Source organism: Umezawaea sp. (assembly GCF_036375055.1).
In the GTDB taxonomy this organism is placed as follows: domain Bacteria; phylum Actinomycetota; class Actinomycetes; order Mycobacteriales; family Pseudonocardiaceae; genus Umezawaea.
On the sequence record NZ_DASUSQ010000054.1, the window covers coordinates 47,220 to 59,172 of the forward strand.

The 11,953-nt window shown below is 72.3% G+C and carries 14 protein-coding genes; 7 read left to right on the forward strand and 7 right to left on the reverse strand.

Annotated elements, in window-relative coordinates; translation table 11 throughout:
• Positions 1 to 9: 9 nt before the first annotated feature.
• Complete coding sequence (locus tag VFZ92_RS15650) at positions 10 to 375, reverse strand: RNA-binding S4 domain-containing protein (RefSeq protein WP_330876650.1); 366 nt, start codon at positions 373 to 375, stop codon at positions 10 to 12.
• A gap of 48 nt (positions 376 to 423) precedes the next feature.
• A complete protein-coding gene (locus tag VFZ92_RS15655) occupies positions 424 to 1,563 on the reverse strand; it encodes a serine hydrolase domain-containing protein (RefSeq protein WP_330876651.1) in 1,140 nt (379 codons plus the stop codon).
• 147 nt (positions 1,564 to 1,710) lie between these two features.
• Between VFZ92_RS15655 and VFZ92_RS15660 the strand changes: the two genes are divergently transcribed.
• From VFZ92_RS15660 to VFZ92_RS15670, 3 genes are all read left to right on the forward strand, one after another.
• Positions 1,711 to 2,313 (forward strand): QsdR family transcriptional regulator, encoded by a 603-nt coding sequence (locus tag VFZ92_RS15660; protein WP_330876652.1) that lies wholly within the window; start codon positions 1,711 to 1,713, stop codon positions 2,311 to 2,313.
• A gap of 264 nt (positions 2,314 to 2,577) precedes the next feature.
• The gene (locus VFZ92_RS15665; protein ID WP_330876653.1) at positions 2,578 to 3,240 is read left to right on the forward strand and encodes a lytic polysaccharide monooxygenase; all 663 of its coding nucleotides are present in this window, start codon (positions 2,578 to 2,580) and stop codon (positions 3,238 to 3,240) included.
• Positions 3,241 to 3,663: 423 nt separating this feature from the next.
• Entirely contained in the window at positions 3,664 to 3,798 is a 135-nt protein-coding gene (locus tag VFZ92_RS15670) for a hypothetical protein (protein WP_330876654.1), read from the forward strand.
• 49 nt (positions 3,799 to 3,847) lie between these two features.
• Here VFZ92_RS15670 and VFZ92_RS15675 read toward each other — a convergent pair whose 3' ends face one another.
• Complete coding sequence (locus VFZ92_RS15675; RefSeq protein WP_330876655.1) at positions 3,848 to 4,030, reverse strand: hypothetical protein; 183 nt, start codon at positions 4,028 to 4,030, stop codon at positions 3,848 to 3,850.
• A gap of 228 nt (positions 4,031 to 4,258) precedes the next feature.
• Between VFZ92_RS15675 and VFZ92_RS15680 the strand changes: the two genes are divergently transcribed.
• A complete protein-coding gene (locus VFZ92_RS15680) occupies positions 4,259 to 4,717 on the forward strand; it encodes a hypothetical protein (RefSeq protein WP_330876656.1) in 459 nt (152 codons plus the stop codon).
• Positions 4,718 to 4,882: 165 nt separating this feature from the next.
• On the opposite strand, the gene VFZ92_RS15685 is transcribed toward VFZ92_RS15680, so the two are convergent.
• Together VFZ92_RS15685 and VFZ92_RS15690 are read right to left on the reverse strand one after the other, a co-directional pair.
• Positions 4,883 to 5,317, reverse strand: coding sequence for a hypothetical protein (locus VFZ92_RS15685; RefSeq protein ID WP_330876657.1), 435 nt, complete (start codon positions 5,315 to 5,317; stop codon positions 4,883 to 4,885).
• Positions 5,318 to 5,679: 362 nt separating this feature from the next.
• Complete coding sequence (locus tag VFZ92_RS15690) at positions 5,680 to 5,982, reverse strand: hypothetical protein (RefSeq protein WP_330876658.1); 303 nt, start codon at positions 5,980 to 5,982, stop codon at positions 5,680 to 5,682.
• A gap of 384 nt (positions 5,983 to 6,366) precedes the next feature.
• Here VFZ92_RS15690 and VFZ92_RS15695 point away from each other — a divergent pair, with 384 nt between their 5' ends.
• Positions 6,367 to 7,581, forward strand: a complete 1,215-nt coding sequence (locus VFZ92_RS15695) for a multidrug effflux MFS transporter (protein WP_330876659.1) — start codon at positions 6,367 to 6,369, stop codon at positions 7,579 to 7,581.
• On the opposite strand, the gene VFZ92_RS15700 is transcribed toward VFZ92_RS15695, so the two are convergent.
• Complete coding sequence (locus VFZ92_RS15700) at positions 7,578 to 8,390, reverse strand: hypothetical protein (RefSeq protein WP_330876660.1); 813 nt, start codon at positions 8,388 to 8,390, stop codon at positions 7,578 to 7,580. The two genes, VFZ92_RS15695 and VFZ92_RS15700, sit on opposite strands and share 4 nt — an antisense overlap.
• Positions 8,391 to 8,892: 502 nt before the next feature.
• Between VFZ92_RS15700 and VFZ92_RS15705 the strand changes: the two genes are divergently transcribed.
• The gene (locus VFZ92_RS15705) at positions 8,893 to 10,653 is read left to right on the forward strand and encodes a glycoside hydrolase family 6 protein (protein WP_330876661.1); all 1,761 of its coding nucleotides are present in this window, start codon (positions 8,893 to 8,895) and stop codon (positions 10,651 to 10,653) included.
• Positions 10,654 to 10,743: 90 nt separating this feature from the next.
• On the opposite strand, the gene VFZ92_RS15710 is transcribed toward VFZ92_RS15705, so the two are convergent.
• The gene (locus VFZ92_RS15710; protein WP_330876662.1) at positions 10,744 to 11,118 is read right to left on the reverse strand and encodes a hypothetical protein; all 375 of its coding nucleotides are present in this window, start codon (positions 11,116 to 11,118) and stop codon (positions 10,744 to 10,746) included.
• A gap of 182 nt (positions 11,119 to 11,300) precedes the next feature.
• Here VFZ92_RS15710 and VFZ92_RS15715 point away from each other — a divergent pair, with 182 nt between their 5' ends.
• Positions 11,301 to 11,927, forward strand: a complete 627-nt coding sequence (locus tag VFZ92_RS15715) for an SGNH/GDSL hydrolase family protein (protein WP_330876663.1) — start codon at positions 11,301 to 11,303, stop codon at positions 11,925 to 11,927.
• Positions 11,928 to 11,953: the final 26 nt, after the last annotated feature.

The window sequence follows — 11,953 nt, forward strand, 5'->3', positions numbered from 1 at the left end:
CGGCCGCCGTCAGAGCTCGCCGGTGCGGAACTTGTCGAGCACCCGCCGCTCCCGCTTGGTCGGCCTGCCTGCCCCGCGCTCGCGGCGGGCGACCGGGGCGGCCACGACCGGGGGCGGCGGGGGCGTGCGGTCGATGAGGCACGTCGAGGCGTCCACCGCGCCGACGCGCTTCTGGATCACCCGCACGACCTCCACGATCCGGGTCGTGTCACCGATGCGGGCGCGGACCTCGTCGCCCGGCGACACCGTCGTCGCGGGCTTGGCGGGCCGGTCGTTGACGCGCACGTGACCGCCCCGGCAGGCCGCGGCGGCGTCGGATCGGGTCTTGGTCAGCCGGACCGCCCACAGCCAGCGGTCCACACGGGTGGACTCCACGTCGGCAATGATGGCCTGTTCCGCGGTGGCCCGCCGCCGCGGGTCCGGTCAGCCGAGGCAGTCGAGCACCGTCGTGAGGTAGCGCTCCGACCGGTCGGAGCCGATGATGCCGGGCGCCATGCGGTTCATCACGTAGCTGACCGTCAGGCCGCGGTCGAGGTCGACCACCACCAGCGACCCGCCCCACCCGCCCCAGTAGCAGGCGCGGCCCTGCGGCACGTAGGGCACGGTGGTGGTCTCGGGCAGGGCGAAGCCGATGCCGAAGCGCAGCGGCACGCCGAGGACGAGGTCCACGCCGTCGCTCTGCTGGTCGAAGATCACGTCGATCGTGTCCTGCGAGACCAGCCGCACGCCGTCGACCGCGCCGCCGAGCGCGAGCGGGCGCAGGATCGCGGCCACCGACCGCGCGTTGCCGTGGCCGTTGACCGCGCCCAGCTCCGCCCGCCGCCAGTCGTCGGTGTTCGCCGTGGCGGCGTCGAGCGCGGGACTGCCGAACGTCTTGCGCGCGATGTCGTCGGGGTCGAGGGCGGCGAGGTCGAACGGCAGCGGCGGTGGCGGGACGACCGGCGCGATCCGGGCCAGGTCGGCCTCGGCCGCGCCGATCCGGAAGTCGGCGCCCAGCGGGCCCGCGAGGTCCTCGGCGACGAACGCCGTCAGCGACTTGCCCGTGACCCGGCGCACCAGTTCGCCGACGAGGTGGCCCTGGTTGGCGGCGTGGTAGCCGGACGCGGTGCCCGGTGCCCACCAGGGGCGCTGGGCGGCCAGGCGCGCGGTCGCGGTGGCGCGGTCGTAGAAGTCGGCGGTGGTGAACGGCGCCTCCCAGCCGGAGACACCGGACGTGTGGCTCAGGACGTGCCGGACCTCGACGTGCTCCTTGCCGTTCTCGGCGAACTCCGGCCAGTACTTCGCCACCGGCGCGTACGGGTCGAGCAGACCGCGGTCGGCGAGGACGAGCGCCGCGAGGTTCGTGACGGTCTTCGTGGTCGACCACACGGTGGTGATCGTGTGCTCCGTCCACGGCGTGCGGTGCTCGACGTCGTGCCACCCGCCCCAGACGTCGACCACGGTCTCGCCGCCGACGTCCACGACGATGCTCGCGCCGAGCTCGCGGCCCGACGCCAACTCCTCGGCGAGGGCCTGCCCCACCGGGGCGAAGCGCGCGTCCCACCGCCCTGACACCTCGACCATGGCCGCGACCTCCCCGTGACGAGTACCGGCCGACGACGGCCGATCGTGCAACGCGCGGTGTCCACGGCACACCGGTGCAACGTGAGCCGCGCGTGTTGCACTGTGTCATGGGATACTGCGACCGGGCAAGGAGCGGAGGGGGAGCCGGTGCAGGAGGCCGCACGACCGACGACGGCTCTGCGCCGGGCGCTGGACGGGTGCCCGGCCAGCCGCAGGCCGACGGTGCTCGACGCGTTCGCCGCCGCCCGGCGCAGGTTCGCCTCCGGCGAGCGGATCGACATGCAGGGGTTGGCCGACGAACTGGGCGTCAACCGGGTGACGCTGTACCGGTGGGTCGGGTCGCGCGAGCAGTTGATCACGGAGGTGCTGTGGGCGGCCACCGTGAAGAACTTCGTCTGGTACCGCTCCCAGCACACCGGCGGGCCTCGGTCCGCCGTCGCGCTCGCCTCGTTCGTCCGCGACGTGAACGACCACCCCGGAATGCGGCAGCTCCTGCGGGACGAACCCGCGCTCGCGCTGGGGTTGTTGACCAGCACCTCCGGCGAGTACCAGCGGCGCTACCTGGGCCTGATCCGCGACCTGATCGCGGAGGACCGCGCGGAGGGCCTGGTGTCGCAGGAGATCCCGCTGGACGACCTGGCCTACACGGCCGCCCGGATCACCGAGTCCTACATCCACACGCGGGTGCTGATCGGGGAGGCGCCCGACGCCCGACGCGCCGCGGTCGTGCTGGGCGTGCTGCTCCGCTGAGGTCGCGACCGGCGGCCGTTTCCCTTGCCGCGTCACCTGGAATGCCTTTTCCGCCATGATCGGGGTTGGCAGGACAACCCGCAGGTCATGCGTCGTCACCGAGCCTCCGCACCCGGCGGATCACACCGGGGGTGAGGCCGGAACTGGCGATCATCACTCAACGTTCCGTTGAAGTTCCTGAGCGTGACGGCTAGTCTCATGTTGCTCCGGGAGCGCTCCCATATCGATCGCTGTTGCTCGATCATCGGAGAATGGAGACTCATCATGCGTGTGCGCAGCACATTAGGGTCCACAACCAGACGACGGGGCGTCATCGCGCTGGTCATCACCGTGCTGGCGAGCATCTTCGTCTGGACCCCGACGGCCTCGGCGCACGGCACCATCGTCGGCCCCTCGACCCGCGCCTACCAGTGCTGGCAGACCTGGGGAAGCCAACACACGAACCCCGCCATGCAGCAGCAGGACCCCATGTGCTGGCAGGCCTTCCAGGCCAACGCCGACACCATGTGGAACTGGATGAGCGCGCTGCGGGACGGGCTCGGCGGCAACTTCCAGGGGGCGACCCCTGACGGTCAACTGTGCAGCAACGCCCTGTCCCGCAACAACTCGCTGAACACCCCCGGCCGGTGGAAGACCACCAACCTGGGCAGCAACTTCTCGATGCACCTGTACGACCAGGCGAGCCACGGCGCCGACTACTTCAAGGTCTACATCAGCAAGAACGGGTTCGACCCGACCACCCAGCGCCTGGGTTGGGGCAACCTCGACTACATCATGCAGACGGGCAGGTACGCCCCGGCCAAGGACATCACGTTCAACGTCCAGACCAACGGCTCCTACCGCGGGCACCACATCGTGTTCACGATCTGGCAGGCGTCGCACCTCGACCAGGCCTACATGTGGTGCAGTGACGTGAACTTCGGCTAGAACGGAATCCGGACCCTGCTGGGAAAGAACCCGGATACCGGTCCAACCGCACCACGCACGCGCTCCACGCGCGACAGGTCCCACCACGGACCTCCGCGTGCGCAGAACCGGTGGATCGGGCAGCCCTGCACCTGCTGCCCGATCCCCGCCGCGACACCAGTATCACCACCACCGGCCGACCCGGCAAAACCCCGCTGATCGGTTGACATCAACAATCCCGATCCCTGCCACACCAACGGATTCGCGCGCGTCCCGGCAGCCGACCCGTGCTTCCTCCGTTGCGCGCCGCGCGGTGGCGCCCCACCCGCCAACGCCTCGAACCCCGAGCCGGACGACGACGAGAACACGGCAGGCGTCCAGCGCGTGGTCGCCGAACCCGCACCGCTCCTCCGGGCTCACCGCGCAGTGCGGACGGCTCGACCGGTGCGCACCTCCAGCGGCTGCAAGTCCCCCGTGATCGCCTTCACCGGCGGCGTCCTGCCGCAGGGCGGCGACTCCGGCCCCCCGTTCCACGCCAACGGCGTCTCCGCGCGGTTCGGCGTCTCCGTCGCCACCTGATCCGGGTCCGAGGACGGGCCGGGGGCGGGTCGACACGCCCCCGGCCCGTTCACGTGACCTCCAGCCGGTACGGCCCGCCGGTGGCGGTCCCGCCTGCCGCGTCGCGGGTCACCACCGCGACGGCGTGCAGCTCGTGGGCACCGGGCGGCAGCGGCCCGGACGCGTCGTCGGTCGTCATCGGCGGCGACCCGCACGCCGCCAGCACCGCGGCCCACCCCGAGCAGGACCGCACCGCGCACCACCCTCGTCGTCGACGTGGGCACCTCGCTCTCGTTCTCCGGACGGAACCCGCGCCGCCACCGGTCGCACCGGGCGCGGTGATGCCCCGTGGCGGCGAACGACCCCCGCGCGGTCGCGTGGTCTCGGGGGTGAGCTGCCGGTTCAACGCGGATCGGGCGGGTGGTGAACCCGGCACGTCGACGGTGGACCGAGGACACCCACCGCACCGAGAGGATCCGTCGTGACACCACTGCCGCGAACCCCGGCAACCCTGGCACTGGTCCTGGGACTGGCCGTCGTCGCCGCCCCCGTCCCGGCGTCGGCGAGCCCGGCGCCCGCCGTCGCCACCGTGCGGGCCGACCGCCCCGCCGCACCCCCGCCCCCGCCCATGGCCGACGGGAGCCCCACCGCCCAGGCCTGCGTGCTCGGCGTCTGGGACGGGCCCTCCTACACCGGGAGGGGCGTGTGCTTCCAGGTCACCCAGGTGCCCAACTGGGCGGGCTACACCTACCCCGACGGCAGCCCCGTCAACAACACCGCGAGCTCCACCTTCAACTACGGGAGCTGGCGGATCAGGCTCTGCGCCAACCGCGACTTCGTCAACTGCATGAGCGCCCTCGTGCAGCCCGGCAGCGGGTTCACCACGCTGCCCAGCGGCTTCGACAACGCCGTCAGCTCGCACTTCAACGCGAGCGTCTGACCGGTGCGGGTGGGCACGCCCCGACCGCGCCCACCCGCACCGGGGAGCCACGGGCCCGCGGGGCCCGTGGTACTCCCTCCGACACCGCGGACCCCGCACCGCCGACCCCGGCGCCCGCGCGCCCGGCAGCGGCCCGATCCGGGTTCACCCCGCGGGTCGGAGTCGTCAGATCCCCATCGACGCCAGCTCGATCGCCGTGCGGTAGTTGGCGGCGGCCGTCACCACGCAGGCGCGGTAGGTCCGGTTGTCCCGGACGACGAGGAAGTAGTCGTAGAGGTTCCGCGCGTACATGACCAGGTACAGCAGACCGGGGACGAAGCCCGGCGGCCTCGGGACGAGGGCGAAGCGCTCGGAGCAGCGGAGGATCTCACCGGTCGCCGTGGACAGCACGTCGGCGACGTCGCTGTTCATGTTCCAGCCCGCCGCCAGTTCCGGCGTCCAGATCACGCCCGCCACCAGGCGCAGGCTCTCCTGCTCCTCCGGGGTCGGATCGCTCGCGACCGCGACCGGTGGGGCGGGCGCCGCCACCGCCGGGGCAGCGGTCGTGCCCACCATCCCGAGCACCGCGACGATCACCACGAGAACACGCGACCAGGCCATGACTCTCCTTTCCACACGGGGAAGTCCGCTCTCAGACAACCACGCGGCCGGGCACCGGGCAGCCTCCGAACGGCTAGATCAACTCTGCTGCGGGTGGCCTCACGGAGCAGCGTGCGGCGGCGCGTGGTCGGCCTTGAACAGCGCGGCGCCCACGGTCCGCGGCACCGGGTCGCGCAGCGGGGTCGGCGGGTTGCGAGCCCGATCCCGGCAGTGGTTCCGGGGCAACACCCACCGCACCCGCCCGACCCGGCGCGCGGTGAACGCCGCCACCGCCCCGGACACCCCGTGGTCGCGCAGCGGTTCGCAGAGACCGACGGTCAGGACCGTGCGACCGTTCGGGCCGAGGCGCGCCGTCCAGCCGGTCAGGCCCGGCTCGCCGCCGTCCAGGACGAACCGCCGGCGGACCTGGCCGGGAAGCGGGGCCGCACGTCGGCGCGGACGGCGGAGTCGATGCCGTCGGCGCCGACCACCAGGTCGTAGGTCCGCGTCGAACCGTCGTCGAGCACCACCCGGCCGGACGGCTCGACGGCGGTGACCGCGACCCCGAGCCTGGTGACGCCGTCGGCGAGCGCGCCGCGCAGCACCTCGTGCGGGTCGGTGCGGGAGATGGCCGCGCACTCGGCCACGCCGCCCCGGACCTCGTCGGCCCCGACGTCCCCGAGCACCCCGCCCGGTGGTCGAGCGTGCGCTGCCGGGTGATCGGGGCCGCACGACCTCGCCATCGACCCCGAGCGCGTGCGGGGAGCGGACGGCGTTGGCGGGCAGCTAGGGGCCCGCACCGCCCGGCCGCCACTCGGCAGCGCGTTCGACCACCAGGTCGACCTCGTGGTCCCGCGGGGCGATGGCCGCCGCCGGCCCGACGATCCCCCGCCGACGACCAGCACGCGCGACCGCGCCACGGCGCCTCCCTCCCGGTCTGTCCACACCGGACGCGGATGGCCCGCTCCCCCGCGCGCACGGGCGTGGTGTTTCGACTCACAAGTGGAAACAAATCGCCCGTGGCCTGGAATTGTGCCGGGTGGACCACCCTACCCAGCGCGGGAGAACGAGTGAGCACCACGGTTGACCGTCCCCCCGTCGCGCCGACGGTGCTCACGCTGGCGCTCGTGCTCGGCGGGCTCAGCGCGTTCGGCCCGCTGTCGATCGACATGTACCTGCCCGCGATGCCGCGGATGGCGGTCGACCTGCACGCCTCGGACGCGACGGTCCAGCTCACGCTGACCTCGTTCATCATCGGCCTCGCGCTCGGCCAGCTCGTCGTCGGCCCGCTGTCGGACTCTCTGGGCAGGCGCCGCCCCCTGCTGGTCGGCCTCGCCCTCTACGCCGTCGGCTCCGTGCTGTGCGCGGTGAGCCCGACGAGCGGCGTGCTGATCGGCGCCCGAGCCGTCCAGGCCGTCGGCGCCGCCGCGGGCCTGGTGATCGCCAGGGCGACCGTGCGCGACCGCTACTCCGGCATCGCGATGGCCCGGTTCTTCTCCACCCTCATGCTGGTCAACGGCGTCGCCCCTGTCCTGGCACCGGTCATCGGCGCCCAGCTGCTGACCTGGACGTCCTGGCGCGGCGTGTTCGTCACCCTCGCCGTGATCGGCACCGCGCTGCTGGCCGTCGTCGTGCTGCTGCTGCCGGAGTCGCTGCCCGCCGACCTGCGCACGCCTGCCCGGCCCGTCGCGGTCGTCCGCACCTACGCCCGGCTGTTCACCCAGCGGTCGTTCGTCGGGTACGCCCTCGCGTCGGGCCTGATGTTCGCGGCGATGTTCGCCTACATCTCCGGTTCCTCGTTCGCGCTCCAGGACGTGTACGGCCTGAGCCCGCAGCAGTTCAGCCTGGTGTTCGGCCTGAACGGCGTGGGCATCATCCTCGCGGGCGGCGTCAACCGCAGGCTGGTCGGCCGGTTCGGCGAGCACGTCATGATGCGGTCGGGCCTCGTGCTCGCCGCCGTCTCCGGTCTCGCCGTCCTGGCCGCGGTGGCCACCGGCCTCGGCCTGGTCGGCCTGCTGGTCCCGCTGTTCTTCCTCGTCTCCGCGGTCGGCGTCGTGCTGCCGAACGCCACGTCGCTCGCACTCGCCGACCAGGCCCGGTCCGCCGGGGCGGCCTCGGCGCTGCTCGGCGTCTTCCAGTTCGTCATCGGCGGCGGCCTGGCCACCCCCCTCGTCGGCCTCGGCGGACCGGGCACCGCGCTGCCGATGGCCGTGGTGATCGCCGGGTTCGGCGTGCTGGCGCTGCTGGTGTCGCTCGTGGTCAACCGAGCGCCCGCGGCGGGCTAGTCCCTGCCCTGGTGCACGTCGCCGTCCATGAAACCGACCTGGAACACCGTCTTGGCGTTGGCGCCGTCGAACCTGTTCCGCACCACGGCCTTCTGCGGCACGGCCTTCGGTTCGGGCTTCGCGGGCGCGGGCGCGCTCACGGGTCGGTCGCCGGAGCCGAACCCGTCGCGCAGCAGGTCGCCGCTGGGCTTCGGGACGTACAGGTAGGCGGTCGTGGTGAGCTCCTTGACCTCGACCTCCACCGGGGCGACGCGTGACGGCCGCAGGGTCGCGTACCCACCTGCCAGCACGTCCTCGAAGACCCGCTGCGACAGCACGGCGGAGACGAACGTCTGCTCGGGGTCGGAGCCGGTGAGCGCCGCGCGCACGGGAGCGGCGTCGAGCAGCCGGTGCGCGGAGATGAGCGTGGCCCCGATCGCGCCCCGCCTGCCCTCCTCGTCGGGGTCGGCCACCGGGCCGACCGTGAGGGCGACCCGCATCCTCAGGGAGGCGCTGCGGCGGAACCCGCGCATCCGCGCGTCCTGCTCGGCCAGCTCCTCCTGGAGGGCGTCGAAGAAGCGGCTGACCACGGCGGGCAGGTGGCGCGGGTCGAAGCCCATGCCGAACCCGTCGCCGGTGTTGTGCGGGAAGAGCGGCGCGGCGCGGACGTGGGCGAGACCCGCCCGCTCGAACGCGCGGATGAGCACTTCGTAGATCGTCTCGGCCAACGCCGTCTGGACGACGTCGTCGTTGCCGCCGAAGTCCTTGGTGTCGACGACGAGCACCGCCCGGTACGGCGGCAGGTCGAGGACGGGTTCACTGCTGGTCAAGGTCTCCACTCTCCGGTCGGGAAGTATTGGCGGCGTCCAGTGTGCCGCGTCGGGGGCGGAGCGGGTCCCGCATTCGGCGGCTTCGGCGCCGCCAGTCGCCGCTTCACGCGATCGGGTGGCCCCGCGCTTTTTTTCCGGGGTGGCGACGCCCCTCCACCGGGCGGTGAAGACCAATCCCTCTGGGAGCGCTCCCAGAGATGATCGACGCTTCTCGACCGGAACAGGGCCCATCCGGACCACGGGCGAGTACTCCTTCCAGGCGCACGAACCGCCGATCGGCGGCGGCCGAAGGGACTGTTCGCCAACAAATAGGGCCGTGCGGCCGAAAGCGTCGAAGATGACCATCCACAGTGGACTACAGACCACCGGCCGAAAATGCGGTCTGTACACCGCGTAACGTGGCCGTTACCCTCCTGTCTGGGAGCGCTCCCAGACGCGGTAGTCCGGATAGCCGCCCCACGCACCAGATCCCTGACAAAGGCGTCGTGAGGAGATCGTGAAGATGAGTTCCCCTGCAAGCGGGCATCCCAGCCCACCGAGTCGAGGTCCGCGCATCGCGGCCATCGGCGCGACCACGGCGCTGTTCGTGGCCATGATCGGCGTCGCGACGAGCACCCAGGCGTCGGCCGCACCGGGGTGCAAGGTCGACTACAGCGCCTCGAACTGGGGCGGTGGCGGGTTCACCGGGTCGGTCAAGATCACCAACGTCGGTGACGCCATCTCCGGCGGGTGGACGTTGAAGTTCGCGTTCCCCGGCAGCCAGCAGGTGTCGCAGGGCTGGAACGCCGCCTGGACGCAGTCCGGCACCGGCGTGACGGCGACCAGCATGTCCTACAACGGCAACATCGGTACCGGCGCGTCGATCGACATCGGCTTCAACGGCACCTACTCCGGCACCAACGCGGCGCCGACGTCGTTCTCGCTGAACAACGTGACGTGCACCGGCCAGCCGGGCACGACGACGACCACCACCACGACCACCACCACGCCGGGTGGCCCCGGCAGCGGCAGCCGGGTGGACAACCCCTACGTGGGCGCCAAGGTCTACGTGAACCCGGACTGGTCCGCGAAGGCCGCGGCCGAGGCGGGCGGCAGCCGGATCTCCAACCAGCCGACCGCCGTGTGGATGGACCGCATCGCCGCGATCAACGGCACCACGGGCGCCAGGGGCCTGGTCGGCCACCTGGACGAGGCCGTGCGGCAGGCCGCGGGCGAGACGGTGACGATCCAGCTCGTCATCTACAACCTGCCCGGTCGCGACTGCTCCGCGCTCGCGTCGAACGGTGAACTCGGAGCGACGGAGATCGACCGCTACAAGACCGAGTACATCGACCCGATCGCGGCGATCCTCGCTCGGCCCGCGTACGCGAACCTGCGGATCGTGACGGTCGTCGAGATCGACTCGCTGCCGAACCTGATCACCAACGTGAGCCCGCGCCCGACCGCGACGCCGAACTGCGACGTGATGAAGGCCAACGGCAACTACGTGACCGGTGTCGGCTACGCCCTCGCCAAGCTCGGCGCGGTGCCGAACGTCTACAACTACATCGACATCGGCCACCACGGCTGGCTCGGCTGGGACGACAACTTCGGCCCGACCGCGGAGCTGCTGTACCAGGCCGCGAACGCGTCCGGCAGCACCAAGGCCAACGTGCACGGCTTCATCGCCAACACCGCGAACTACGGCGCCACCACGGAGCCGTACTTCAAGGTCGGCGACACGGTCGGCGGCCAGCCGATCCGCGAGAAGGCCAAGTGGATCGACTACAACAAGTACGTCGACGAGCTGTCCTACGCGCAGGCGTTCCGCCAGCGGGCCGTGCAGGCGGGCTTCGACTCGGGCGTCGGCATGCTGATCGACACCTCGCGCAACGGCTGGGGCGGCACCGCCCGTCCGACGGGCCCCGGCCCCACGACGAGCCCCGACGCCTACGTCGACGGTGGTCGCATCGACCGCCGCATCCACCTCGGCAACTGGTGCAACCAGAAGGGTGCGGGCCTCGGCGCGCGTCCGACGGCGGCTCCGGCCAGCGGGATCGACGCCTACGTGTGGGTCAAGCCTCCGGGCGAGTCCGACGGCGCGAGCAAGGAGATCCCGAACGAGGAGGGCAAGGGCTTCGACCGCATGTGCGACCCGACCTACGAGGGCAACGCCCGCAACGGCAACAGCATGTCCGGTGCACTGCCGGACGCGCCCCTCTCGGGCCACTGGTTCTCCGCCCAGTTCCAGGAGCTCATGAAGAACGCCTACCCGGCGCTGTAGTGACCTGAACGACCAGCGGATGCCGTCCTCGTCCCACGCGAGGGCGGCATCCGCCGCTTCACCTCGATCCGGTGGTCGACCCGCGCCACGTCAGGCGACCGCGCCCCTGGCGACGGGCCCGCACCCCCTGACCGACAGCACGACGATCAGCACGCCGCTCAGGGCCGTGCGGGCGTAGACGAGCGTGACCGGTTCCAGCGTGGCCGGTGCGGTGAACTGGGAGAGGACCAGCCCGCCGTAGCCGAGCACCAGCGCGACGCCGAACCGGCGCGCGTTCTTCCACCGGCGCGCCATGACCACCCCGAGCACGCCGGTGCAGATCCGCAGCAGCGGGTCCGTGGTGTCGAACGGGAAGATCGGGTGGAACGCCGTCACCAGGTGGAAGAGCCCGACCGCCAGCGCGATCCACTGCAACCTCCCGAACGGGACGGCCTTCCGCGTCTTCCGCAGGTTGGACCTCGCCACGACGCCTCCTCGCGGATCGTTCGAAGAGTCGCAGCGCACCACCTTTCGCCGCTCCCGTCCTGGGATACCCGCCCGGACGGGCGCGAGTCCACCCGGCAGGGCGAACTCCGAGCGGGTTCCGTCACTGTCCGCTCAGGACGAACAGCGGAACCCCCGGTCGTGCACGGGTCGTTGAGGGGTCGATGACCACTTCGGACCCGACCGTCCTGCGCTTCCACGTCCTCGGCGACTCGCTCGCCGCGGGCGTCGGCTGCACGCGCGCCGAGGAGACCCTCGGCCACCGGCTGGCCCGCGCCCTGCGCGCGGCCGGGCACGGGGTCGACCTCCGTGTGCTCGCCGTGTCCGGCGCCCGTTCCGCCGACCTCGCCGCCCAGGTCCGCACCTCGCTGTCCGCGGGCGTCGACCTCGCCCTGGTCGTGATCGGCGCCAACGACCTCACGTCGTTCGTGCCGAGCGCGGTCGGCGCGGGCCTGGTGCACGACGCCGTGGCCGCGCTCCGCCGGGCGGACGCGCGGGTCGTCGTCGCCACCGCTCCCGACCTGGGCGTCGTCTCCCACGTGCCGCCCGCCTACCGCGGCCTGGTGTCGTCCATCAGCGGTCAGTACGCCGGTGCCCAGGGCGACGCCGTGCGGCGCGCGGGCGGCGTCGTGGCCCCGGTCGGCGCCCAGCTCTCCGCCCGCTTCGCGGCCGACCGCTCGCTGTTCTCCGCCGACCGCTTCCACCCGTCCCCCGCCGGCTACGCCGTGATCGCGTCCGCGCTGGAACCCACCGTGACGGCGGCGGCGGAGCACCGCCTCCCGGCGCGGTGAGCCCCCGGCGACGGGCGGTGACGGAG